This window comes from Ruegeria sp. BE10, assembly GCF_056538905.1.
The window spans coordinates 208,418-231,074 of sequence record NZ_JBQFTX010000002.1 but is presented as its reverse complement, the minus strand read 5'-3'; the positions used below and the strand labels follow the sequence as shown (position 1 = coordinate 231,074).

Sequence of the window (22,657 nt, the reverse complement as noted above, 5' to 3'; positions counted from 1 at the left end):
CTACACCTTTGAAAAGGAAAACGGCCACCCAACGGGGTGGCCGTTATTTGTAATGGGCGGGGCTGTGATCAGCCCAATTGCACCAGCGCGTGCCGCTTTTTACCAGCACTCAGTTTGATGGGCGAGGACAGCGCGCCCGCGTCAATCATCAGACCTGCATCGGTCAGCGGCGCGTCATCCAACTTGGCGCCATTCTCGGCAATCAGGCGCTTGGCCTCTTTGCCCGATTTGGCCAGACCCGATTTCACGATGACCTGCACGATGGACATGCCGTCGCCCAGCTCATCCGCGCTGAGAGTCAGGGTCGGAAGATCGCCACCCACGCCGCCCTTTTCGAACACTTCACGCGCGGTTGCTTCGGCCTTGGCTGCGGCCTCGGCCCCGTGCAGCAGGGTGGTGATTTCGTTCGCCAAGCGGATTTTGGCTTCGTTGATCTCGGACCCTTGCAGCGCGCCCAGGCGCTCGCACTCATCCACCGGCATTTCGGTGTAGAGCTTCAGGAACCGCCCGACATCCGCATCGGTGGTGTTGCGCCAGAACTGCCAGAATTCGTAGGGCGAGCGCATCTCGGCGTTCAGCCACACGGCACCGTCCTGAGATTTGCCCATCTTCTTGCCGTCGCTGGTGGTCAACAGGGGCGAGGTCAGGCCAAAGATCTCATGATCCAGCACGCGGCGGGTCAGGTCGATCCCATTGACGATATTGCCCCACTGATCCGAGCCGCCCATCTGCAGAACACAGCCATAGCGGCGGTTCAGCTCAAGGAAATCATAAGCCTGCAGGATCATGTAGTTGAATTCGAGGAAGCTGAGCGATTGTTCTCGATCCAGCCGCGATTTCACGGACTCAAACGAAAGCATGCGGTTGACCGAGAAGTGCCGCCCGATGTCCCGCAGGAAATCGAGGTAGTTCAGGTCGTCCAGCCACTCGGCATTGTTCAGCATCAGAGCTTTGTTTTCGGCGTCACTGTCATAGTCGATAAAGGCCGAGAACACCTTTTTGATGCCCGCGATGTTTTCGTCGATCTGTTTGGGACCCAACAGGGGGCGTTCATCCGCGCGGAACGACGGATCGCCCACCTTGGTGGTGCCGCCGCCCATCAGGGTGATCGGCTGATGGCCGGTTTTCTGGAACCAGCGCAGCATCATGATCTGGATCAGGCTGCCCACATGCAACGACTTGGCCGTCGCATCAAAGCCGATATAGGCCGGCTTGCACCCACTGATCAGCGCTTCGTCAAGGCCCTGATAATCGGTGCAGTCGGCGAGAAAGCCGCGCTCGATCATCGTGGCGATGAAATCCGATTTGGGGTGGTAGGTCATATCGTGCCTTTTGGGTTGATGTTGCGGGGCACTGTATAGGCGTCGCTTTGGGCAAGGAAAAGCCACCATTTCCAAGAAAAACGTGGGCAGTGTCAGCTTTTGACTGGAGGCAGGCGCAACGCATAGAGCATTGCGATCAGGTTCAGTGCGGCCAGTGCAAAGATCGGGGTGATTGGATCGTGCAGATGTGCCACCGCGCCCAGGATGGCAGCAAAGACCATACCGATCAGTCCGGCACTAACATCGCCAAGGGCGACCAGGTAGGGACGCTCCTGTTCCGATGTCTTTTCAATGATATAGAGATAGCGGCCATAAATGACGCCATTCCCGCCCAGTGACAGCAGCAGGATGACCAGCGCATAAACCCAGACGTTCTGCGCATAGCCAAGGAATGTGAAGGCCAGCGCCAGCATGGCTGAAACTGCCGAGATCAAGCACCCCAGCCACATCACCGGCTTGACCGAGATCCGACCGCTGAGCCAACCCCACAGGATCGAGCCCAGCACCATACCAAGACTGGCGGCCATCACGAAATAGCTGAGTGAGTGTTTGGTGCCCACGTGAAAGGTCGCAGCGTGGATTGTGTAAAACGGCATGGCCAGTTCAACCGAGACAAAGATCAGACGCGCCGTTAGAAACTTGCGATACCACGAATAAGCCATTCCGGTTTTGAAACCGGTCACCAACTCAGCCAGCGGTTTGGGTTTGCTTTTGGGTGCGGGGGCACGGGCTTGCTCTTGTTCCAGCAGCCGGACACCGGCAAAGCTGACGCCGGCGGCGAACATGGCGACGACGCCGCACCACAGGACGACGATGTGGCGCTGCATTGGTTCATCCGAGGCCAGCAGATCGCGCGTCACCCAGACCACGAGAATGGCCAGAATGCCTGAGATTGTGGCCTGTGCAAACACCATCCGATTTCGTTTCGCCTCGGGCACCGAGATGCCATAGATTTGGCTGGTGCCCAGACTGGTGATCCCTTGGCACAGTCCCATTACAACCGCGGTTGTCAGAAATAGTAACACAATCAAAAGATTGGGAAGGTTTGTTGCGAACAATGCCACGACCGACAGAATGGCGGCCGTCAGGATGTTGGGTACGTAAACCGCCAGTTTCGCGCGGGTCACCCGATTGATGAACGGAGACATGAAAATCTCGGCAATCAGGCGCGATCCGGTCACGAAGGGCAGCAACAGGCCCGCGAAAAACGTAGGCGCCCCCAAGGCCAGATACAGGAAGGGCAGCACCAGATTGGGGTTCACCAGCTGCCCGCCAATTGTGGCCAGCGAACCTGACCAAAAGATAAGCTGGTAATTGCGTCCCTGCGCGGGCTGGTTGGGTGTCTGTGTGTCCGTCATGGTCGTCCGTTTGGGGTGCAGTTGGTCGCAATGCTTACTCAGGCCGTGCGCCGGTGCAACCGTCCCGTCGCTCGTGTTGTGGTTGCAGGCGCGCAGGTTGTAGCAAAAAAGCACGTGGACCGCGTGATGTGACTTGCCTAGTGGGGCGATGAACAGGCAGGTTGAGCGCCATAATACAAGATAAATGAGGTGAGCGTGAACCGGGCCATCAGGAAAGGCGGGCCGATCAAAGCCCTGGGTGCAATGTCTGGCACGTCGCTGGACGGTGTGGATGCTGCGGTGGTGGAAACCGACGGGCATCACATCATCGGTTTTGGCCCAAGCGGCTATCGCGCCTATACCGAGGCCGAGCGCAGCGATCTGCGCGCGGCGCTGGGTCAATGGCACGGCCCGGACGTGGACAAGGCGGCTGAGCTGGTCACCATTGCGCACGCCGAGGCGCTCTCGGAATTTGAAGAGATCGACCTGATCGGCTTTCACGGACAGACTCTGGCGCACGAACCACATGGGCGGGGTACGTTACAAGTGGGCGACGGCAAGGGGTTGGCGCAGGCATTAGGCGTGCCGGTCGTCTGGGATTTCCGCAGTGACGACGTGGCAATGGGGGGCGAGGGCGCGCCTTTGGCCCCGTTCTTTCACTTTGCCTGCGCCAAATGGATCGGGGCGACCCAGCCGCTGTGTTTTTTGAACCTCGGCGGGGTGGGAAACCTGACTTATGTGGACCCCGGCTTTGACGGCCCGGAAGCGCCCGGAGCTCTGCTGGCCTTTGACACCGGTCCCGCCAATGCACCCGTTGATGACCTGATGCAGGCGCGTCTGGGCCTGCCGATGGACCGCGATGGTGCGGTTGCGCGTGGCGGCACGGTCGAGATGGGCGCGCTCGAACTGTTTCTGGCCGAGCCTTACTTTACCCGAATGCCCCCTAAGTCTCTTGACCGGAACGACTTTGCCGAGATGATCCGGTTGGTTCAGGAGCTAAACGACGCCGACGCGGTGGCCACACTGACCGGCATGTGTGCGGCGGGCGTGCTGCAGGGGATGGAACATTGCCCCAAACCGCCTGCCCGTCTTCTGGTCACTGGCGGCGGGCGGCATAACCCGGTGCTGATGGAGATGCTGCGCGTCGCACTGGACTGCCCGGTCGAGCCGGTCGAAGCGGTAGGGTTGGACGGCGACATGCTCGAGGCACAGGCCTTCGCCTATCTCGCAGTACGCGTGGCACGTGGGTTGCCGACATCATGCCCCGGAACAACTGGGGTTAAAGCTCTTGTCGGGGGAGGAGTTGTCAGTACGGTTTCGATGGGTGCCGCTGGCTGAAGGGAATTTGGCTGGAACCTCAGATTTTGGGCTTTCGTGTCGCTCGGCAGCAAAATTTGCATTCGATGTCGCATGCAGACAAACCCAAGTCTGAAAACTGGTTACCCTCGCTCTTTATGAGCAAGGAAGGCGTCTACCAGAATCTACTGCAACAAGCTCGGGATGCATATGTCAGCCATCCCCAGATGATGTCGTTCGCACCGTTTCCAGATGACATTCAAAGGCAGGAGATTGAGCCATATCATCTCCCGTGTGGCGACGTGTTGCGGCAGGAGGCGGGGCTGGTATCACAAACCTATGCTCACCTGCAGGATGCGATCGTAAACGCAGCACCTTACGCGGTTTGGCGAGAAACCTACAAATACACAGATATCGGCGATCGTTTCCTGAATAATTTTGGATGTTATTCCATCGTCGGAGCAGGAGGGCCGTTCCTATCGAACAAACTCTGGCTTTGGATTGTTCACATGCCGCCTCAGCTCTACTATCCGTGGCATCATCATCCAGCAGAAGAAATGTACATGGTGATTTCAGGAACTGGCGTGTTCAATCGCGAGGGCTGTCCGAGTGAAAACCTCTGCGAAGGCGGCACTGTGTATCACGAAAGCAATCAGCCGCATGCAATGGAAACGCAGGACGATCCGATATTGTGCCTTGTGGCCTGGCGCAACCGTTTCGATACGCCTCCTGTCCTGACCCCATCCAATTGAACGGTTGGATAGGGGTGACTTTGACCAGCATTTTTGTCGGAGGTCACAGGGCCACTGGAAGACGGATCTTCACTTCAGGGATTTCATGTAATCCAGCGAAAAATCGGAATACCCTTCAGAAGTCGATTTCAAATGTGCCCGGGTCCAATCGTGCAGCGCGGGCAAATGGTGAAACGGCACGTTGGGAAAAGCGTGGTGTTCGGCGTGGTAGGGCATATTCCAGGCCAGAAACCGGACGATGCGGTTGGTGAAAGTGGTGCGTGAGTTCTCAAGCATATTGGCGACTGAGGGGCAGAGGCCATGTTCGGCTAATAGATAGAGGCGCAAGAAGGGTTGCGCGATCAGCACCGGTAGAATCCATAGCCAGAACAACGCCGAAGTATAAAACAGGCTGAGACCCGCAAGGATGTAGAACGCCAGCAACAGCCGCGCCTCAAAACGCATGGCGCGGTGTTGGCGGGCAGGCAAGTAGGGGGCGTCGATCCGGCCAAAGGCATTTTTCAACAGAACCCTTGCCATGCCGCTCCAATAGGGCCAGCCACTGAGATAGATCAGCAGGTCTCGCCAATTTCCGGGTCGTGGTTTGCCACCCAGCTCCGGGTCTTTTTCCGGGTGGTTGGTCCATTTGTGATGCGCCAAATGGAAATACCGGAACCAGGTGAAGGGCAGGGCGATGGGGATTGAGGTCAGATGCCCGATGACATCGTTCAGCCAGCCGCTGCGAAACGGTGTCTTGTGCGTACACTCGTGACTGAGCGTAAACAGGAAAACCAGAAGGATGCCTTGGGGAAGGATAAACAGAGGCCAAAGCGGCACCCGCAATGCGATACAGGCAGAGGTGCCCGCCAGTACTATGCCATACGCCGCCAAATGCTTTAGCCCAGCGGTGTCAGATCGGAGCTGAAGCCTGTCTTTCGCCTCGGGCGGGATCGACGCTATGAGCGCGCGGTGGTCCACGGTTTACCCGCGCGCGATATCGAATTCCGGAGCGGCCAACACAAAGCCGTCGAATTCGAACCCGGGTGAGACGGTGCAACTGACCAGAGTGTACTCTCCAGTCGACTGCGCTGATTGCCAGTGGTTCGTGGGTACGATCAATTGTGGCGCGCCTTTGGTCAGGTCGGGGGTCAGCAGGTGATCGTTGGCAGGGCCGTCATCGGTAGCGCTGAGGGACAGGGTCAGTGGCGCACCGGCGTGATACAGCCAGATTTCGGTCGCATCGACGCGGTGCCAGTGGCTGTGTTCGCCAGCCTGCAACAGGAAATAGATGCATGTGCCGGTGGCGCGGCCTTCGTTATCGGCCCGCCAAGTTTCGCGGAACCAACCGCCCTCGGGGTGGCGCTGCAACTGAAGGTGGTCGATGATCTCTTGCGCGGTCATTAGGGCCTCTTGCTTGGTTGTGGTGATTATGCACGCAGGCGTGCGATCCGCTATGGTATTTACGTGTATCCACCATATGTTTGCCGCATGACCTTGAATATCCCGTTTGACAACAGCTATGCCCGTCTTCCCAACACTTTTTTCGCCCGGCAAGTGCCGGTGCCGGTGCGCGCTCCGCGTTTGATTGCGTTTAATGAAGATCTGGCCCGCGTTCTGGGGGTTACTCCGGGCGATGTGCAGGAAATGGCCGAGGTTTTCGCTGGGAATGCCCTGCCTGAAGGGGCCGAGCCGATTGCTCAGCTTTATTCCGGCCATCAGTTCGGCACCTACAACCCGCAGCTCGGCGATGGGCGTGCGGTATTGCTGGGTGAGACGATCGGAACAGACGGCGTGCGACGGGATATTCAGTTGAAGGGTTCGGGGCAGACCCCGTTCAGCCGCCAGGGCGATGGCCGCGCGTGGCTGGGGCCGGTGCTGCGTGAATATGTGGTATCCGAGGCAATGCACGCGCTGGGCATCCCGACCACCCGTGCGCTGGCCGCGGTAGAGACAGGAGAAATCGTCTTGCGCGAAGGCCCGATGCCGGGTGCGGTTCTAACCCGCGTGGCGCAAAGCCATCTGCGCGTGGGGACGTTTCAGGTGTTTGCCGCACGACGGCAGGTCGACAGCTTGAAGCGGCTGACCGAATACGCCATTGCCCGACACTATCCGCAGGCTGAAGGTCCAATGGGCCTGCTGCGCGCGGTCCGGGACGCGCAGGCGCGGCTGATTGCGCAATGGATGAGCGTCGGGTTTATCCACGGGGTGATGAACACCGATAACTTCTCGATCGCTGGCGAGACCATCGACTATGGGCCTTGTGCCTTCATGGACATCTATCACCCGAATACGGTCTTCAGTTCAATCGACCGGATGGGACGATATGCCTATTCCAATCAGCCGGACATCGCCGTGTGGAACCTGGCGCAATTGGCGACCTCTTTGATTCAGCAGGTCGAGGACCCCGAAGCCGCCGTTCAAGAGGCCACTGAGATCGTGCATGCAATGCCGGGACTGATCCAACAGGAATGGCTTGCCCGCTTCCGCGCCAAGATCGGTTTGACGACTGAGGATAAGGGCGACGAGGCGTTGATCACCGATCTGCTGACCCGGATGGCGCATAACAGTGCCGATTTCACCAATACGTTCCGTGCGCTGGGCAGTGACAAGGCCCGCGATCAGTTCGTGAACCCCGAAGCTTATGATGAATGGGCCGACGGCTGGCAGACGCGGTTGGCCCGTGAAAATGACCCGCAGGCGGTGATGAACGCCGCCAACCCGGCCTTTATCCCGCGCAACCACCGGGTCGAGCAGATGATACAGGCTGCTGTCCAAGGCGATTTTGCGCCGTTCCATCGGTTGAACGCGGTGCTTGCCCGCGCCTATGAGGATCAACCCGACGCAACCGACCTGACACATCCGCCGGCCGAAAGCGAAGTGGTCCACGCGACGTTCTGTGGGACATAGCGAATATCAAAACTTGAACGTCTAGTTTTTAAGCTGTCTAGTGGGCGTTCTTCTGAACATAATGCCAAGCGACTTACCATCGGCACATAATGCTGCATAATGGACGCAACCGGGGGAACTGCAGATAAAATCAGTTTTGTTTTAGGGAGCATAAAATGCGCTACGCCATTTTATTGGAAGACGCGGACGGTGTGTCTTATTTTGAAAATCGTGAGATTGATTTCGAGCTCAAGACCTTTGCCCCCCCGGCCGCACCGTTTCTGGTCTCAAAAGAGGTCGATGCCGCGCGTATTGCCTTCTTGTCATTGCCTGCTGGGTGGAAAGGGGTTCAACACCGTTCCCCGAAACCCCAACTTGCGACGGTTCTGTCCGGTACGTTCCGTGTTCAGGCGGGGTCGGGCGAAATACGTGATTTCAAAACGGGTGACTTGTTTTGGGCCGAAGATGTCACGGGAACAGGCCACAGCTCGTCCGCCGAAGGGGGGGAGCCCGCCAACCTTATGATTACACAGTTTAAATAGGGGCCGGGTGGCCGAGGAACCTTTGATGTCAGACACAGGATGCCAATGACCAAACCATCAACCCTGCGTATCGCCAGCTATAACATTCAGAAATGTGTGGGTCTGGATTTTCGGCGGCAGCCCCAGCGTATCATGCAGGTCATCGACAGCATGCAGGCTGATATCGTGGTGTTGCAAGAGGCAGACAAACGCTTGCCGCCCCGACCTGCCGCCTTACCACATTTCATGTTGGATGAGGCCGGCTGGCAGATCGTTGATCTGGGTGGGGCCGGCAGTCTGGGCTGGCATGGAAACGCTGTGATCTGGCGCGGAAATTCGATTCAGGTTCGGCAGACCGGGCACCACGACCTGCCAGGGCTGGAGCCGCGGGGAGCCGTGCGTGTGGAATTCGACACCCAAATCGGGCCGCTGCGCGTGATGGGGATGCATCTGGGCCTGTTGCCCGCATCCCGGCGCCAGCAGATCACGCACATCCGCCGCTTTGACGATGATCTGGACAACATGCCCACCGTCTGGGCGGGGGACTTCAACGAATGGTCGCGCCAGCCTGTGTTGGACCATTTGGCCCCGGACATGCGCTTCCTAGCGCCGGTTCCAAGCTTTCCGGCCGCACAGCCCCTGGGGGCCCTTGACCGCATCGCGCTGGGCGCAGGGCTTGAGGCGGTCGTCCACGGCGTGCACGACGCACGGCCTGCGCATATAGCGTCCGATCATCTGCCGATTTGGGCGGACCTGAGACGGGTGGCCTAGGACGCAATTCCCCTGTGGCGCGATCCGCGCAGACGTACTAAGACAGAATCCCGAACTACTCTGAGGGTCACTTATGTCCGATACGATCATCGCCCGCTGTGAATCAAAAGGTCTGCGCATGACCGGCCAGCGCCGCACAATCGCGCAGGTGCTGCAACAAAGTGAGGATCACCCGGATGTTGAGGAACTGTATGCTCGTGCCTCGAAAGTGGATTCGGGCATCTCGATTGCCACGGTCTATCGCACTGTTAAACTGTTCGAAGAAGCGGGAATTCTTGACCGGCTGGAATTCGGTGATGGGCGCGCGCGGTATGAGGATGCTGAGCGTGATCATCATGACCATTTGATCGACATGCAATCCGGCAAGGTGATCGAATTCGTCGACCCCGAGATCGAAGTGTTGCAGGAAAAGATCGCGGCCAAGCTGGGGTATAAGCTGAAAGGCCACCGGCTGGAACTGTACGGCGTGCCGCTGGAACAGGACTGATTCATCACAAAACGCGAACCGCAGGCGCACGGGAATTCATGCTTTCCGGGCGGATAATGCTTGCCTGAACGGCTTACTTGCGATTTTGCTGAGAAAAGCGGCATTGGGGCCGCAGGATTCAACGGACACGGTCATGAACAACGTACACGGCATTTTGCTGGTCGTCGGCGCGATGGCGGCCTTTGCGCTTGAGGATATGTTTATCAAGCATCTGTCGGTGACAGTACCGACCGGCCAGATCATGGTTGTGTTGGGTGTGATTTGCAGCCTGGCCTTTGCCGTGATGTCGTTGGCCACGCGCAAACGTACCCTGGATCCGGTGGCATGGCAGCCTCTGCCTCTGATGCGCGCCGGGACCGAAGCGGTTGGGGCGCTGAGTTTTGTGACCGCGTTGTCTCTGGTCGATCTGTCCACCGTGGCTGCCGTGTTTCAGGCGATGCCGCTGGCCGTCACCATGGGTGCCGCGCTGTTTCTGGGCGAGCATGTCGGCTGGCGACGGTGGAGCGCGATTGGCATCGGCTTCGTCGGCGTGCTGATGATTATCCGCCCCGGGCTGGCCGGGTTTCAACCCGAGTCGTTGTTTGTCGTGGCCAGTGTGCTTGCCATCGCCGCGCGCGACCTGATCACCCGTAAGCTGGATGTTCGCGTGGCCTCGTCCGTGGTCGCCCTGCAGGCCTATGTCGCCGTGGCATTTGCTGGCGTGGCGTTGATGGTGTTTTCCGCACAACCCGTTGTGCCTTTAAATACTTGGCAGATCGGTCCCTATCTGGGTGCCGTTGGCTTTGGTTTTCTGGGTTACTACGGCATCGTAATCGCCATGCGGATTGGTGAGGCTTCGGCCCTGACGCCCTTCCGCTATACCCGGCTGATCTTTTCGATCGCCGCGGGGATGCTGATGTTCGGTGAACGCCCGGACTTGATGACGCTGGCCGGGGCCACGTTGATCATGGGGTCGGGCATGTACACCTTTATTCGCGAACGCCGTTTGGCCCGTGAACTGGCGGTTGCAGCCTGACGGATCGTCGCACGTTGGCGCAAACAGGTAATTGTTAGCCCTAAAGGGCCGGGAATATACATGTTAGCGATAACATGACTGGTTTACTTTTTGCCCGGTGATGGTATGAGGCGTGCAACTGATTGCAGCCACAGGAACGGGCCTCATGAGCACCATTATCGACATCCACGCACGCGAAATTCTGGACAGCCGGGGCAACCCGACCGTTGAGGTCGACGTGATTCTGGAAGACGGCACCATGGGCCGCGCCGCTGTGCCCTCGGGCGCGTCGACCGGCGCTTATGAAGCAGTGGAAAAGCGTGACGGTGACAAATCCCGCTATCTGGGCAAAGGCGTGCTTGAGGCCGTCGCTGCCGTGAACGGAGAGATTGCCGAGGAGCTGGTCGGCTTTGACGCCACCGAGCAGGTTGCCATCGATGGCGCCATGATCGAACTGGACGGAACCGAGAACAAGGGTCGGCTTGGCGCCAATGCCATTCTGGGTGTTTCGCTGGCCACGGCCAAGGCAGCGGCGGATTTCACCACGCAGCCTCTGTATCGCTATGTGGGTGGCACCTCGGCTCGTGTTCTGCCAGTGCCGATGATGAACATCATCAACGGGGGTGAGCACGCGGACAACCCGATCGATATTCAAGAATTCATGATCATGCCAACTTCGGCCGCAAATATCCGCGAAGCCGTGCGCATGGGGTCCGAAGTTTTCCACACCCTCAAACGCGAACTATCGGCCGCTGGTCTAGCCACCGGCGTAGGCGACGAGGGCGGCTTTGCCCCCAACATCGCATCCACCCGCGAGGCGTTGGATTTCATCCTGCAGTCCATTGAAAAGGCTGGCTACAAACCCGGTGAAGAAATCCACCTGGCGCTGGACTGCGCTGCCACTGAATACTATCGCGACGACAAATACGTTCTGTCGGGTGAGAATATCTCGCTAACCTCCGAAGAAAACGCCGAGTATCTGGCGGCGCTGGTCAAAGACTATCCGATCATCTCGATCGAAGACGGCATGTCCGAGGATGACTGGGACGGCTGGAAGGCGCTGACCGATGCCATCGGTGACCGTGTTCAACTGGTGGGCGACGACCTGTTCGTGACCAACCCCGAACGTCTGGCTGAAGGGATCGACCGCGGCTGCGCCAATTCGATGCTGGTCAAGGTGAACCAGATCGGCTCGTTGACCGAAACCCTGCGCGCCGTCGATATGGCGCACCGTGCGGGTTATACCAACGTGATGTCGCACCGTTCGGGCGAGACCGAGGATGCAACCATCGCCGATCTAGCCGTGGCGACCAATTGCGGTCAGATCAAAACCGGCTCGCTGGCGCGATCGGACCGGTTGGCCAAGTACAACCAATTGATCCGTATCGAGGAATCGTTGGGAGAAGTTGCCGAATACGCCGGGGCTTCGATCCTTAAGCGCTGAGTGTTATTCTGATCCTCGTACCTTATCGAGGATCGGCTGTTGCTTAGCATCATAGAACCCAGAACGCCGGACCACTTTGATGCGGTCCGGCGTTTGTGTTGGGAATACCGCGACTTCCTCCTGACGCTGGATGAAAAGTCGCAACGTATCGTTCAGACCATCTATTCGCAGGATAAATATGCCCGTGTGATGGAGGCCATCGAGGCCGAACATAGCCCGCCGAACGGTGGCGCGCGTCTTGCGCTGATCGGTGATCAGCCCGTTGGATGTGGCATGTTCCACACGATCGAGCCGGGCGTGGCCGAGATCAAGCGCGTATTTGTTCAGGACAGAGCCCGCGGTACGGGGGCAGGTCGTTCCATCATGCTGTCTTTGATCCAGCAATGTCGCCAGCAGGGGTTTGACCTGATCCGCATGGACACTGGCAAACCATTGCAGACAGCGACCCGACTTTACCTCTCAATGGGGTTCGTTCTGCGGGACGCATACGCCGAGATTCCGGAAATCGCCGAGGGTCATCTGCTGTTTTTCGAGATGAAATTGTAGCGGAACGGATAAGAAAGACCTTTTAGCCGAATTATTTTGCGCCGCTTTCTCGTTGTTAACGCGTGGAAAAAACATAACCCTAAATATTTCTCAGCATAATTCGCGTTATGTGTGAACTTTTTCCTATTTGTCTCAATTTGAGCTGACCTATTGTGACTGGATTACAGAAAAGGGGGTACACCATGACTGGTTCGAAATTCCTTCTCGTAGTTTCAGTGATCAGCACTGTATTTTTGGCGGCCTGCTCGGGGCCGGGGACTTATCCGGTATCGGGGATGCAGGCGTCGTCCACTGACCCGGTGATGGATATGGACATTCCTGGATTCGATATGGGGGTTGAGGCGCGCTAAAGCGGCTTGCTCATCAGCACATAGCGGTCTCGTGCTTTGAAACCGGTACGCAGATACAGTCTTTGTGTGGCTTCATTGGTCCGGTCGACCTCAAGATGCAATGCGGTCAATCCTGCCCCGGCAAGGGCTTTGGGCAAGTCCAGCAGGACTTCGGTGGCGATCCCGCGACCACGAACTGCGGGGCGGATGTAGATCTCGTCGACAAAGCCGTCCATACCGCCAAATTCGACCGACCAACCAAAGGTCAGCACGATATAGCCCAGTGGAGCGCGGCCGGGTCCGATCAGATAGACGCACCCGTGGGGGATGCCCTCAAGAAGCGGGGCCAGAGCCTCGCGACGTTGATCGGCGTCCTGTTCAATTCCGGCCTCGGCGTGAAAGGCCGCGACCAGCGACATCAGGCGATCCAGATCTGTGGGACGGGCGAGTTTCAGCGCGGCGCTCATAGGCGGGCCAGCCTTTCTGTTAGCAGGTCAAAGAATCCATCAGCGTCGATATCCCCCATGAACATGGCATTGGGGGGATGATCCGTCACGCGCCACCAATCAGCGACGGTCATACCAAGGGTCAGGTCGGATTGCGTTTCGATCTGCACATTGACGTGACGGCCGGAGAACAGTTCGGGCCGGATCAGATATGCGGTCACGCAGGGGTCGTGCAGCGGCGCGCCCTCTGAGCCGTATTTTTCTTTGTCGAAGCGTTCGAAGAAATCTGTCATTTCGGCAACCGCATGGCCGACTTTTGAATCGAGCGCGCGGAACGCATCGTTGCGATGTTTCGTGACTAAGGCGTCATGGGTGACATCCAGCGGCATCACTACGATGTGAACGCCGGATTTAAACACAATTTCAGCGGCTTCCGGATCAACGTAAATGTTGAATTCAGCGGTGGGCGTGATGTTGCCCACCTCAAAATACGCGCCACCCATCAGCACGATTTCTTGCACGCGCTCGACAATATCGGGCGCTTTCTGAAAGGCCGTGGCGATATTGGTCAAGGGCCCCAGCGGGCAGAGCGTCACCGTCCCCGGTTCCTGCGCGCGCAGGGTGTCGATGATGAAGTCGACCGCGTGCCCATCAGCTAGCGGCATCTCTGGATCGGGCAGGACAGGGCCGTCCAGCCCGGTCTTACCATGCACATGCTCCGCGGTGACCAAAGCGCGGTTCAACGGACGGTCGCATCCAGCGTAAACGGGGATATGCGTATGCCCGGCCAGTTCACAAACAATCCGCGCGTTTTTGGCGGTCAGTTCCAGCGGCACATTCCCGGCAACAGCTGTGATGCCCAGCACGTCGATCTCATCAGGGCTGGCCAACGCCAGCAAGATTGCGACAGCGTCGTCCTGACCGGGGTCAGTGTCGATAATGATCTTGCGCGGTGCCATGATTTGCCTCCGGGGTCTTGAAGCGCGGACACTCGCAAGTGTCACCCCACTTGTCCAGCGGTTTCAGGCCTCGGTCGCGGCGTCCACAGGCGGGAGTTTGCCATTGGCGCGGTGCTCTTCGATCTTCACCTCATCCCACAGCGCATCCATTTCGGCCAAATCACTTTGCGACGGCGTTTTCCCGTGCGCGGCAAGACGTGCCTCGACCTGTTCGAACCGCCGCGTGAACTTGGCGTTGGTACGGCGCAGGGCGGCTTCGGGTTCGATGCCCAGGTGGCGGCCCAGATTGACCATCACGAACAGCAAATCTCCAAACTCGTCCTCTAGCGCATCGGCATCCATGCTGTTGCGGGCCTCTTCCAGCTCAGCTGCCTCTTCGGTGATTTTGGCAAGCACATGGCTGGCATCGGGCCAGTCGAATCCCACGCGGGCGGCGCGTTTTTGCAGCTTATGGGCGCGCAGAAGGGCGGGCAGGTTGGCGGCCACACCGTCCAAAGCGCCTTTTTGTTCCTTGCCCTCACGCTCGGCTGCCTTGATGGTTTCCCAATCCACCGTTTGCTGTTCCGCAGATTTGTCGCGGGATTCGTCGCCGAACACATGCGGGTGGCGGTCGACCATCTTGTCCGACATGGTGCGCACCACGTCTTGAAAAGTGAAATGTCCAGCCTCTTCAGCCATTTGCGCGTGGAAGACGGACTGGAACAGCAGGTCACCCAGCTCACCCTTCAGTTCGTCATAGGCGTTGCGTTCGATGGCATCGGCGACCTCATAGGCTTCTTCGATCGTATAAGGGGCAATGGTGGCGAAATCCTGTTCGATATCCCACGGGCAGCCTGATTCCGGGTCGCGCAGGCGGCGCATGATTTCCAGCAAACGCTCGATACCCGCTTCGCTGTCGTGGATCAGAGGATTTTCGGCCATTGCGAACCCTTTCGTTCCGGTGTCAGATGCATCCATTCCGAAGTCAGGATCAGGAGTCCACCCCAGATGCCCGTCGTCAACCGAATTGCCGATTTCTCTGCCGATATGGCCGCATGGCGCCAACACCTGCATTCGATCCCTGAATTAGAGTTCGAATGTCACGAAACATCTGCTTTCGTCGCCGACCGACTGCGCGAGTTCGGTGTGGATGAGCTGCATGAGGGCATTGCCAAGACGGGCATAGTGGCAATCATCAATGGGCAGGGTGAGGGGCCGACCATCGGCTTGCGCGCCGATATGGACGCCTTGCCGATCCCTGAGGAGACGGGCGTATCTTACGCGTCCAAAAACCCCGGCAAGATGCACGCCTGCGGGCATGACGGGCACACCACGATGCTCTTGGGTGCGGCACGCTATCTGACAGAGACGCGGAATTTCCGCGGTCGCGTGGCGCTGATCTTTCAGCCCGCCGAAGAAGAGGGCGGCGGGGCCGGTGTCATGGTCGAAGAGGGGATCATGGATCGGTTCAATATCTCTCAGGTCTATGCGCTGCACAACGCGCCCGGTTTTGCCGAAGGGTCCTTTTACACCACGCCGGGGCCAATCATGGCGGCAGTGGACACGTTCGAGGTTCATATTCAGGGCGTCGGAGGCCACGGCGCCATGCCGCATGAAACACGCGATCCGGTGATGGCGGCCTGTGGTATCGCGCAAGCGATACAGACTATTGTCAGCCGCAACCACTATGCGCTGGATGATCTGGTGGTCTCGGTCACGCAAATCCACACGGGAACGGTGAACAATGTGATCCCTGATACGGCCTTCATCAACGGTACAGTCCGGACGTTTGACCCTGCTGTTCAGAAGATGGTGATAGAGCGGATGGAACAGATCGTGCAGGGACAGGCGACCTCGTATGGGGTCTCGGCGCGGCTAAACTATGAAAAGAACTATCCCGCCACGATCAACGACGCCGAAAAGGCTGGTTTCGCAGCCGATGTCGCGCGCGACATCTCGGGCGCTGACCGGGTAACCGCCAACGCAGGGCGTGAGATGGGGGCCGAGGATTTTTCTTATATGTTACAGGCTCGGCCCGGCGCATATCTGTTCCTGGGGCAGGGTGAGGGCGCAGGACTGCATCACCCCAAATACAACTTCAATGACGAGATTGCGCCGGTTGGCGCCTCGTTCTTTGCACGGATCGTTGAAAAGGCGCAGCCTTTGGGCTGATGGGGGGAAGACATGGCACTGGAAGACGCAAAAAATCAGGTGGATGAGGCATTCACCAATCCGGACCTCAAAGGGTTGTCATTTGAAAATACGTTCGGTGGTGCGACGTCATTCCTGCGGCGGCTCTATACTAAAGAGCTGAAGGGCGTAGATATCGCCGTGACCGGCGTGCCGTTCGATCAGGCCGTGACCAACCGCCCTGGTACCCGTCTTGGCCCCCGCGCAATTCGCGAGGCCAGCGCGCTGCAATCGCCGGATGCACCCTATGGTTGGCCCTTCGACGCGCTCAGCGAATTGGCAATCGTGGATTACGGAGATATGGCCTATGACTACGCCAATATCCCGGCCTTTCCCGATACGTTGACGGATCATATCCGTACTATTCTGGCGGCCGACGTGGCCTCGGTTTCGTTGGGCGGAGATCACTATATCAGCTTTCCGATTCTAAAAGCCTATGCAGAGAAGTACGGGCCAATGTCGCTGCTGCAATTCGATGCGCACACGGACACATGGGCCGATGACGACATGTCCCGCGTCGATCACGGGACGATGTTTTACAAGGCGGTGAAATCGGGGATCGTGGACCCTAAACGCTCGGTCCAGGTGGGTATTCGCACTACGAATGAGGACACGCTGGGCGTCAACATCATAGACGCGCGCGAGGTGTATGAATCTGGTCCTGCCGCCGTGGCGCAAAAGATCAAGGGTATTCTGGGCGACAGCCCCGTTTACCTGAGCTTTGACATCGACGGTCTGGACCCGGCCTTCGCCCCCGGCACCGGCACGCCCGTCTGGGGTGGGCTGACTTCGATACAAACGCAGATCATCCTGCGCGACATTGCCGGCATCAACATCAAAGGGGGGGACGTGGTCGAGGTCTCTCCGCCTTTTGATACGTCCGGTGCCACGGCGATTGCGGGCGCGCATGTGGCGACGCAGATCATTTGTCTGCTGGGGTGGAATAAGCTGGTCTCGGATTAATTCAACAGGCTTAACCATTGGTTAGCCATCTTTCCGATATCTGGTTAACCAAAAGGCCGGACGGGAGAATGACGGGCATGACAGAATATAACCAACCCATCAGCGGCAATGATCTGGCGCGGTTTTCGGGACCGAACACGTTTATGCGCCTGCCGCAGGTGGATTCGCTTGGCGGGTTGGACGTGGCGGTGCTGGGCATTCCGATGGATATCGGCACCTCGTGGCGGTCGGGCACGCGGTTCGGACCCAAGCAGATCCGCAGCGAAAGTGCGATGATCCGGCCCTATAACATGGCCACGTTTGCGGCCCCGTTCGACAGCCTTCAAATCGCGGATATCGGCGATCTTGCGATCAATACATTCTCGCTGGCCGACAGTCTGAAAATCATCAAGGAAAGCTATGATGCCATCCTGGCACAGGGTGTGACGCCAGTGGCAATGGGGGGCGATCACTCGATCACCCTGCCGATCCTGCGGTCAATCGCTGCCAAACACGGGCCGGTGGCACTGGTCCATGTCGATGCCCATGCAGACGTGAATGATGAGATGTTTGGTGAAAGAGAAACGCATGGCACGGTTTTCCGCCGCGCCTACGAAGAGGGGTTGATCGTCCCAGATAAAACCTTTCAGATCGGCATTCGCGGCTCGGGCTACGCAGCATCGGATTTTACCGAGGCTAAGGGCTGGGGCTTTCGCCAATTCCCTGCTTGGGAGCTGTGGCAGCAAAATCTGACCGTGACAGGTGCCCAGATTCGCAAAGAGATCGGCGAGCATCCGGTTTACATCTCGTACGATATCGACAGCCTGGACCCCTCTATCGCCCCAGGCACCGGCACGCCCGAGATTGCCGGGCTGACCACGCCACAGGCGTTACAGCTAATCCACGCGCTGGCGGGTATGAATGTGGTGGGCTGTGATCTGGTCGAGGTTTCCCCTCCGTATGACGCTACCGGCAACACCGCACTGACAGCGGCGAACCTGCTGTTCGAGATGTTGTGCATTCTACCTGGCGTGACGTCACGATAGGGGCAGTGGCGCCTTGCCACGACCAGCGATCCGAATATTGTTTTGCAAAGCGATGGGATCGGGATGAAAAGAATGTTTTTTTGGGGATTGGTTGCCTGCTTGATCGCCATGGCTGCCATTCGCTTAGCCCCATCAGACCCCAATCGTTGGCACGTCGCCCCTGTCGGAGACACGGATCGCGATATGCCGGGCGGCGTGTTTCGGGTGATCGAAAGTGACCCCGACCGTTTTGCGCGTCTGCATGAAATCGTGACAGATACGCCCCGAACCTACGTGCTGGCGGGATCCGTGCGAGAGGGGATGGTCACCTACATAACGCGCAGCAAGGCTTTTGGATTCCCAGATTACACAACGATTCAGCAGGATGGAGATATTCTGCGTATTAATGGACGATTAAGATTCGGTCGGCGAGATTTCGGGGTAAACAGAAACCGGGTTGATGGGTGGTTGACTAGGTTGCAGTTCTGACGACAAACACCCCTCTTGCACTTCGCGCCACATGGGGACGTTCAGGGACATTTGGCACTGGGCGGTGAACATGCGGCCGTCGACTTGTAGGCAAATCATCTCACCCAACTCGATGCGCGTTCCGGATTTGTCGGTGCAATAGCAGTCCTGTACCTTGCCTCCGGGACCGACCACATCGGCCATGGCCGGGGCTGCGCACAACAAAATAACAAGTGCCAAACGTGTCATAGCGTCAGCTTAGCACAGGGACGGCTCTTGACCAAAGCGCCGGATTAAGAGACACCGCGCGGATGATCCCCGAAGAACGCCTTGAACAGATAACTCAGCGATTCCAGTATCTCGAAGCGGCCATGGCAGATGGCGCCTCGGGCGGGGATATTGCGGCCTTGGCCAAGGAGTATTCTGATCTGAAGCCGGTCGTGGATCAAATCATGGCGTGGCGTCAGCTGGTCGCCGATCTGGCTGAAGCTGAAACGATGCTGGCCGATCCCGACATGAAGGAGCTGGCCGAGGAAGAAATCCCCGAGCTTCAGGCCCGTATCCCGCAGGCCGAACAAGCCCTGCAACTGGCGTTGTTGCCGCGGGACAAGGCCGATGCGCGTCCAGCGATGTTGGAAATCCGCCCTGGAACGGGCGGGGATGAGGCTGCGTTGTTCGCGGGCGATCTGCTGCGCATGTATCAACGCTATGCCGAAGCGCGCGGCTGGCAGTTTGAGATCATTGAAGAGCAAGCCTCGGACCTTGGCGGTATTAAAGAGGTAGTGGCCCACATCAAGGGCGACAATGTCTTTGCCCGCATGAAATACGAATCCGGTGTACACCGCGTTCAGCGAGTACCCGAAACCGAAAGCGGTGGGCGGATTCATACCTCGGCAGCCACCGTGGCGGTTCTGCCCGAGGCCGAGGATGTGGACATTCAGATCGACGCCAATGACATTCGCATCGACACGATGCGCAGTTCGGGCGCGGGCGGGCAGCACGTTAACACGACGGATTCGGCTGTGCGGATCACACACCTGCCCAGCGGTCTGGTGGTGACGAGTTCCGAGAAGTCTCAGCACCGCAACCGTGAAATAGCGATGCAGGTCCTCAAAACGCGCCTGTATGATCTTGAACGCCAACGGATCGACAATGAACGATCCGCTGATCGCGCCAGTCAGGTAGGCTCGGGCGACAGGTCCGAGCGGATCAGGACGTATAATTTTCCGCAGGGGCGGATGACGGATCACCGCATTAACCTGACACTCTATAAGCTGGATCAGGTGATGCAGGGCGATCTGGATGAGGTGATCGACGCGCTGACCGCTAACGACCAGGCCCGCCTGCTGGCCGAGATGGAACAATGATCGCTGCGTTGACTGCCGCCCAGGCCATGGTTGCCGCCACCGCCCGCTTGCGCGCTGCTGGAGTCGATGATCCGGCACGTGATGCGCGGGTTTTGCTGGCCCATGCCGCACGGATAGAGGCCAGCCGAGTCACGTTGATTGCGCCCGAGGAACTGTCACCCGAGATTGCCGAACGGTACGATCACCTGATCTCGCTGCGGGCTATCCGCGTGCCGGTGTCGCACTTGCTGGGAGAGCGCGAGTTTTATGGTCGCAGGTTCCGTGTCAGCCGAGATGTGCTGGACCCGCGCCCTGAAACCGAGACATTGGTCGAGGCGGCGTTAAGCGAACCGTTCGATCATGTTCTGGACTTGGGCACAGGCTCTGGCTGTATCTTGATTACTCTGCTGGCCGAGCGCACCAGTGCTTCGGGTATCGGTGCGGATCTAAGCGAATCCGCCTGTCTGCAAGCCAGCGCCAATGCGGTGCAGCATCAGGTGCAGGACAGGGTCGAGATTTTACGCTCGGATTGGTTTGAAAATATCGAAGGGTTGTTTGACCTGATTGTTGCAAACCCGCCCTATATTTCGCTGGAGGAGATGCAGGACCTGTCCCCCGAGGTGCGTGAACATGAACCGCGCATGGCACTGACGGACGAAGGGGACGGGCTGGGCGCATACCGTCATATTGCCGCCTCGGCCCCGGATTTTCTGATGCCCGGCGGGCGGATTTTGGTTGAAATCGGACCGACACAGGGTAAGGCCGTTGCAGCCCTTTTCCAAGCGGCTGGACTAGTTGATGCAGGGGTTATCCCCGATCTGGACGGTCGAGATCGTGTTGTTGTCGCCAGAATGCCGTAAATTTGGCATATGATGAGGCTGAAATGCGCCGATCAATGTAAAAAAGCTGCGAATTTTTGGACAAACCTCTTGTCTGTAGGCGCTGGACATGCTTACTCAGAGTTAGTCGGAGAGGTTGACGCTGTTTCAGCGGGCCCCTGACGCCAAGCCCAAAAAAGTCGACATCGCGTGACGGCTAATGCCATTGAGCAGTGCAGGACGCGACTTGATCGGCACCGAATGACAAGGCTGACGTAAAGTACGATGAGATCTTCTAAATCCCGCTCGCGGGCCAAGAATAACCGCAATCGCCCCTCTGGCGGCAACGTTGTTAACCGGGTTTTCGATAGTTCAGGCCCCGAAGGCAAGGTGCGCGGCACGCCCCAGCAGATCATTGACAAATACAACCAACTGGCGCGCGACGCCCAGCTAGGTAACGACCGTGTGGCAGCTGAGAACTTTCAGCAGCACGCCGAGCATTATCTGCGTCTGCTCAGCGAAGCGCAGCGCGAAATCGAAGCGCGCCGCGAAGAGCAAGAGCGCCAGAATCGCGAACGTCAGGCCGAGCGTGACCGGGAACGCGCCGAACGACAGGAGCGCGAAGCGGCCCGTCAGGCCGATCCGGCCGAGGCACCGCAACCCGACGTGATGGATTTCGGAGCCGAAGCTTCCGCCCCCGAATCCGGTCTGGTCGAGACCCCGGAAAGCAAAGATGCCGCCCCGGTGGTCGATGCGCCCGAGAAATCGGAGAAGAAAGAAAAACCTGCACGCCGCCCGCGTGCGCGCAAGCCCAAGGCTGCACCGGTTGAGGATGCCCCCAAAACGGATGGGGATGCGCCAGAAGCGGCGGAATAAATAAAGACTGCGAAATTGCGAAAGCCCCGGATTAATCCGGGGCATTTTCTTTTACTCTTAGCTTTTTTTGACTTCGCGCGCTAAAGCACAAAACGCCTCAAGCGGGACCTGTTCGGCCCGTTCGGTGGGCTGGATACCAGCTGCGAGCAACCTGTCTTCGATATCCGATGCAACACCTTTTAACGATGCGCGCAGCATTTTCCGGCGCTGGTTAAAGGCAGCCGCGACGACGCGTGACAGTGTGGCAGCATCGGCCGGATAACGCGGCTCGGGCAGGGCGGTCAGGTGAACAACGGCGCTGGAAACCTTGGGTGGAGGGGTGAAGGCACCAGGCGGCAATGACATGGCGATCCGCGCCTCGGCCCGCCATTGGGCGAGGATGGCGAGGCGACCATAGGCCTTGCTGCCAGGTTGGGCGACGATACGCTCGGCCACCTCACGCTGGAACATCAGGGTCAGGCTCTGCCAGAAGGGCGGCCACTCCGGCGGGGTAAGCCAGCGAACCAGCAACTCGGTGCCGACATTGTAGGGCAGATTGGCTGCGATGCGAATCGGTGGAGTTAGGTGCGCCAGCGGGTCGATTTCAAGCGCATCGCCGTTGATCACCTCAAGTCGACCGGGGTAGGCGGCTGCGATATCGTTCAGGGCCGCGATGCAGCGTGTGTCTTTTTCCACCGCCACGACCTTGCGTGCGCCCTCTGACAACAATCCACGGGTCAGGCCTCCGGGGCCGGGGCCAATTTCCAACACGTCGCATTCCGTAAGATCTCCGGCCTGACGCGCGATCTTGGCCGTCAGGTTCAGGTCCAGCAAAAAATTCTGCCCTAGCGACTTGCGGGCCGATAGCTGGTGGGTCGCGATGACTTCGCGTAGCGGAGGGAGATTGTCGATTGCACTCATGATCCGGTTGCCGTGACGCGGGGGGCGCCGATGATTTTGCCTTT

General features: G+C 58.5%; 26 protein-coding genes. 17 read left to right on the top strand and 9 right to left on the bottom strand.

Annotation, left to right across the window (positions count from 1 at the left end; all coding sequences use genetic code 11):
- Window positions 1–68: 68 nt before the first annotated feature.
- Both tyrS and ACR0M2_RS06480 read right to left on the bottom strand, forming a co-directional pair.
- Window positions 69–1,322, bottom strand: coding sequence for a tyrosine--tRNA ligase (gene tyrS / locus ACR0M2_RS06485; protein WP_480704325.1), 1,254 nt, complete (start codon window positions 1,320–1,322; stop codon window positions 69–71).
- Window positions 1,323–1,414: 92 nt separating this feature from the next.
- On the bottom strand, window positions 1,415–2,680 hold the full coding sequence (locus ACR0M2_RS06480; RefSeq protein ID WP_170549306.1) for an MFS transporter: 1,266 nt from the start codon (window positions 2,678–2,680) through the stop codon (window positions 1,415–1,417).
- A 243-nt stretch (window positions 2,681–2,923) separates the two neighbouring features.
- Between ACR0M2_RS06480 and ACR0M2_RS06475 the strand changes: the two genes are divergently transcribed.
- Window positions 2,924–3,997 (top strand): anhydro-N-acetylmuramic acid kinase, encoded by a 1,074-nt coding sequence (locus ACR0M2_RS06475; RefSeq protein WP_254428473.1) that lies wholly within the window; start codon window positions 2,924–2,926, stop codon window positions 3,995–3,997.
- 65 nt (window positions 3,998–4,062) lie between these two features.
- On the top strand, window positions 4,063–4,707 hold the full coding sequence (locus ACR0M2_RS06470; RefSeq protein WP_170410154.1) for a dimethylsulfonioproprionate lyase family protein: 645 nt from the start codon (window positions 4,063–4,065) through the stop codon (window positions 4,705–4,707).
- A gap of 69 nt (window positions 4,708–4,776) precedes the next feature.
- On the opposite strand, the gene ACR0M2_RS06465 is transcribed toward ACR0M2_RS06470, so the two are convergent.
- Entirely contained in the window at window positions 4,777–5,664 is an 888-nt protein-coding gene (locus ACR0M2_RS06465) for a fatty acid desaturase (RefSeq protein ID WP_170410153.1), read from the bottom strand.
- Window positions 5,665–5,667: 3 nt separating this feature from the next.
- Window positions 5,668–6,087 (bottom strand): cupin domain-containing protein, encoded by a 420-nt coding sequence (locus tag ACR0M2_RS06460; RefSeq protein WP_170348963.1) that lies wholly within the window; start codon window positions 6,085–6,087, stop codon window positions 5,668–5,670.
- An 87-nt stretch (window positions 6,088–6,174) separates the two neighbouring features.
- On the opposite strand from ACR0M2_RS06460, the gene ACR0M2_RS06455 reads away from it, so the two are divergent.
- The 8 genes from ACR0M2_RS06455 to ACR0M2_RS06420 all read left to right on the top strand — a co-directional run bounded on the left by ACR0M2_RS06455 (window position 6,175) and on the right by ACR0M2_RS06420 (window position 12,685).
- Window positions 6,175–7,593 (top strand): protein adenylyltransferase SelO, encoded by a 1,419-nt coding sequence (locus tag ACR0M2_RS06455; protein ID WP_170410152.1) that lies wholly within the window; start codon window positions 6,175–6,177, stop codon window positions 7,591–7,593.
- A gap of 155 nt (window positions 7,594–7,748) precedes the next feature.
- A complete protein-coding gene (locus tag ACR0M2_RS06450; RefSeq protein ID WP_170410151.1) occupies window positions 7,749–8,114 on the top strand; it encodes a cupin domain-containing protein in 366 nt (121 codons plus the stop codon).
- 39 nt (window positions 8,115–8,153) lie between these two features.
- Window positions 8,154–8,864 (top strand): endonuclease/exonuclease/phosphatase family protein, encoded by a 711-nt coding sequence (locus ACR0M2_RS06445; RefSeq protein WP_170375677.1) that lies wholly within the window; start codon window positions 8,154–8,156, stop codon window positions 8,862–8,864.
- Window positions 8,865–8,937: 73 nt separating this feature from the next.
- The gene (locus tag ACR0M2_RS06440) at window positions 8,938–9,351 is read left to right on the top strand and encodes a Fur family transcriptional regulator (RefSeq protein ID WP_170396076.1); all 414 of its coding nucleotides are present in this window, start codon (window positions 8,938–8,940) and stop codon (window positions 9,349–9,351) included.
- 133 nt (window positions 9,352–9,484) lie between these two features.
- On the top strand, window positions 9,485–10,366 hold the full coding sequence (locus tag ACR0M2_RS06435; RefSeq protein ID WP_480704324.1) for a DMT family transporter: 882 nt from the start codon (window positions 9,485–9,487) through the stop codon (window positions 10,364–10,366).
- A gap of 145 nt (window positions 10,367–10,511) precedes the next feature.
- A complete protein-coding gene (gene eno, locus ACR0M2_RS06430) occupies window positions 10,512–11,789 on the top strand; it encodes a phosphopyruvate hydratase (protein ID WP_480704323.1) in 1,278 nt (425 codons plus the stop codon).
- A 39-nt stretch (window positions 11,790–11,828) separates the two neighbouring features.
- Window positions 11,829–12,335: a GNAT family N-acetyltransferase gene (locus tag ACR0M2_RS06425; RefSeq protein WP_170410149.1), complete on the top strand. Its 507-nt coding sequence runs from the start codon at window positions 11,829–11,831 to the stop codon at window positions 12,333–12,335.
- Window positions 12,336–12,517: 182 nt separating this feature from the next.
- On the top strand, window positions 12,518–12,685 hold the full coding sequence (locus ACR0M2_RS06420; protein WP_165590747.1) for a hypothetical protein: 168 nt from the start codon (window positions 12,518–12,520) through the stop codon (window positions 12,683–12,685).
- Here the strand turns inward: ACR0M2_RS06420 and ACR0M2_RS06415 are convergent.
- From ACR0M2_RS06415 to mazG, 3 genes are all read right to left on the bottom strand, one after another.
- A complete protein-coding gene (locus ACR0M2_RS06415) occupies window positions 12,682–13,131 on the bottom strand; it encodes a GNAT family N-acetyltransferase (RefSeq protein ID WP_170348955.1) in 450 nt (149 codons plus the stop codon). The genes ACR0M2_RS06420 and ACR0M2_RS06415 overlap by 4 nt on opposite strands.
- A complete protein-coding gene (locus ACR0M2_RS06410; protein ID WP_425080508.1) occupies window positions 13,128–14,069 on the bottom strand; it encodes a nucleoside hydrolase in 942 nt (313 codons plus the stop codon). The genes ACR0M2_RS06415 and ACR0M2_RS06410 overlap by 4 nt, the downstream gene beginning before the upstream one ends.
- A gap of 63 nt (window positions 14,070–14,132) precedes the next feature.
- On the bottom strand, window positions 14,133–14,990 hold the full coding sequence (gene mazG / locus ACR0M2_RS06405; RefSeq protein ID WP_170410617.1) for a nucleoside triphosphate pyrophosphohydrolase: 858 nt from the start codon (window positions 14,988–14,990) through the stop codon (window positions 14,133–14,135).
- A gap of 66 nt (window positions 14,991–15,056) precedes the next feature.
- On the opposite strand from mazG, the gene ACR0M2_RS06400 reads away from it, so the two are divergent.
- From ACR0M2_RS06400 to ACR0M2_RS06385, 4 genes are all read left to right on the top strand, one after another.
- On the top strand, window positions 15,057–16,220 hold the full coding sequence (locus tag ACR0M2_RS06400; RefSeq protein WP_480704322.1) for a M20 aminoacylase family protein: 1,164 nt from the start codon (window positions 15,057–15,059) through the stop codon (window positions 16,218–16,220).
- Window positions 16,221–16,232: 12 nt separating this feature from the next.
- The gene (speB, locus tag ACR0M2_RS06395) at window positions 16,233–17,201 is read left to right on the top strand and encodes an agmatinase (protein ID WP_170348951.1); all 969 of its coding nucleotides are present in this window, start codon (window positions 16,233–16,235) and stop codon (window positions 17,199–17,201) included.
- A gap of 77 nt (window positions 17,202–17,278) precedes the next feature.
- Window positions 17,279–18,226, top strand: a complete 948-nt coding sequence (gene speB / locus ACR0M2_RS06390; protein WP_480704534.1) for an agmatinase — start codon at window positions 17,279–17,281, stop codon at window positions 18,224–18,226.
- A gap of 63 nt (window positions 18,227–18,289) precedes the next feature.
- Window positions 18,290–18,694: a DUF1499 domain-containing protein gene (locus tag ACR0M2_RS06385; RefSeq protein WP_480704321.1), complete on the top strand. Its 405-nt coding sequence runs from the start codon at window positions 18,290–18,292 to the stop codon at window positions 18,692–18,694.
- Here the strand turns inward: ACR0M2_RS06385 and ACR0M2_RS06380 are convergent.
- The gene (locus tag ACR0M2_RS06380) at window positions 18,620–18,922 is read right to left on the bottom strand and encodes a hypothetical protein (protein ID WP_170358825.1); all 303 of its coding nucleotides are present in this window, start codon (window positions 18,920–18,922) and stop codon (window positions 18,620–18,622) included. The two genes, ACR0M2_RS06385 and ACR0M2_RS06380, sit on opposite strands and share 75 nt — an antisense overlap.
- Before the next feature lie 62 nt (window positions 18,923–18,984).
- On the opposite strand from ACR0M2_RS06380, the gene prfA reads away from it, so the two are divergent.
- The 3 genes from prfA (at window position 18,985) to ACR0M2_RS06365 (ending at window position 21,713) form a co-directional block, all read left to right on the top strand.
- Complete coding sequence (gene prfA, locus ACR0M2_RS06375; RefSeq protein WP_480704320.1) at window positions 18,985–20,040, top strand: peptide chain release factor 1; 1,056 nt, start codon at window positions 18,985–18,987, stop codon at window positions 20,038–20,040.
- Complete coding sequence (gene prmC, locus ACR0M2_RS06370) at window positions 20,037–20,879, top strand: peptide chain release factor N(5)-glutamine methyltransferase (protein WP_170375656.1); 843 nt, start codon at window positions 20,037–20,039, stop codon at window positions 20,877–20,879. Before prfA ends, prmC begins: the two co-directional genes overlap by 4 nt.
- A 243-nt stretch (window positions 20,880–21,122) precedes the next feature.
- Window positions 21,123–21,713 (top strand): DUF4167 domain-containing protein, encoded by a 591-nt coding sequence (locus ACR0M2_RS06365; protein WP_170348945.1) that lies wholly within the window; start codon window positions 21,123–21,125, stop codon window positions 21,711–21,713.
- 57 nt (window positions 21,714–21,770) lie between these two features.
- On the opposite strand, the gene rsmA is transcribed toward ACR0M2_RS06365, so the two are convergent.
- Window positions 21,771–22,613, bottom strand: a complete 843-nt coding sequence (rsmA, locus tag ACR0M2_RS06360; RefSeq protein ID WP_480704319.1) for a 16S rRNA (adenine(1518)-N(6)/adenine(1519)-N(6))-dimethyltransferase RsmA — start codon at window positions 22,611–22,613, stop codon at window positions 21,771–21,773.
- Between the last annotated feature and the right edge of the window lie 44 nt (window positions 22,614–22,657).

Coding starts and splice junctions, on each gene's coding strand:
- rsmA (WP_480704319.1), bottom strand. CDS start 22,613: ATGAGTGCAATCGACAATCTCCCTCCGCTACGCGAAGTCATCGCGACC.
- prmC (WP_170375656.1), top strand. CDS start 20,037: ATGATCGCTGCGTTGACTGCCGCCCAGGCCATGGTTGCCGCCACCGCC.
- speB (WP_170348951.1), top strand. CDS start 16,233: ATGGCACTGGAAGACGCAAAAAATCAGGTGGATGAGGCATTCACCAAT.
- ACR0M2_RS06420 (WP_165590747.1), top strand. CDS start 12,518: ATGACTGGTTCGAAATTCCTTCTCGTAGTTTCAGTGATCAGCACTGTA.
- ACR0M2_RS06450 (WP_170410151.1), top strand. CDS start 7,749: ATGCGCTACGCCATTTTATTGGAAGACGCGGACGGTGTGTCTTATTTT.
- ACR0M2_RS06400 (WP_480704322.1), top strand. CDS start 15,057: ATGCCCGTCGTCAACCGAATTGCCGATTTCTCTGCCGATATGGCCGCA.
- tyrS (WP_480704325.1), bottom strand. CDS start 1,322: ATGACCTACCACCCCAAATCGGATTTCATCGCCACGATGATCGAGCGC.
- ACR0M2_RS06365 (WP_170348945.1), top strand. CDS start 21,123: ATGAGATCTTCTAAATCCCGCTCGCGGGCCAAGAATAACCGCAATCGC.
- speB (WP_480704534.1), top strand. CDS start 17,279: ATGACAGAATATAACCAACCCATCAGCGGCAATGATCTGGCGCGGTTT.
- ACR0M2_RS06415 (WP_170348955.1), bottom strand. CDS start 13,131: ATGAGCGCCGCGCTGAAACTCGCCCGTCCCACAGATCTGGATCGCCTG.
- ACR0M2_RS06410 (WP_425080508.1), bottom strand. CDS start 14,069: ATGGCACCGCGCAAGATCATTATCGACACTGACCCCGGTCAGGACGAC.
- ACR0M2_RS06480 (WP_170549306.1), bottom strand. CDS start 2,680: ATGACGGACACACAGACACCCAACCAGCCCGCGCAGGGACGCAATTAC.
- eno (WP_480704323.1), top strand. CDS start 10,512: ATGAGCACCATTATCGACATCCACGCACGCGAAATTCTGGACAGCCGG.
- ACR0M2_RS06460 (WP_170348963.1), bottom strand. CDS start 6,087: ATGACCGCGCAAGAGATCATCGACCACCTTCAGTTGCAGCGCCACCCC.
- ACR0M2_RS06475 (WP_254428473.1), top strand. CDS start 2,924: ATGTCTGGCACGTCGCTGGACGGTGTGGATGCTGCGGTGGTGGAAACC.
- ACR0M2_RS06470 (WP_170410154.1), top strand. CDS start 4,063: ATGTCGCATGCAGACAAACCCAAGTCTGAAAACTGGTTACCCTCGCTC.
- ACR0M2_RS06435 (WP_480704324.1), top strand. CDS start 9,485: ATGAACAACGTACACGGCATTTTGCTGGTCGTCGGCGCGATGGCGGCC.
- mazG (WP_170410617.1), bottom strand. CDS start 14,990: ATGGCCGAAAATCCTCTGATCCACGACAGCGAAGCGGGTATCGAGCGT.
- ACR0M2_RS06385 (WP_480704321.1), top strand. CDS start 18,290: ATGAAAAGAATGTTTTTTTGGGGATTGGTTGCCTGCTTGATCGCCATG.
- ACR0M2_RS06445 (WP_170375677.1), top strand. CDS start 8,154: ATGCCAATGACCAAACCATCAACCCTGCGTATCGCCAGCTATAACATT.
- ACR0M2_RS06440 (WP_170396076.1), top strand. CDS start 8,938: ATGTCCGATACGATCATCGCCCGCTGTGAATCAAAAGGTCTGCGCATG.
- ACR0M2_RS06455 (WP_170410152.1), top strand. CDS start 6,175: ATGACCTTGAATATCCCGTTTGACAACAGCTATGCCCGTCTTCCCAAC.
- ACR0M2_RS06380 (WP_170358825.1), bottom strand. CDS start 18,922: ATGACACGTTTGGCACTTGTTATTTTGTTGTGCGCAGCCCCGGCCATG.
- prfA (WP_480704320.1), top strand. CDS start 18,985: ATGATCCCCGAAGAACGCCTTGAACAGATAACTCAGCGATTCCAGTAT.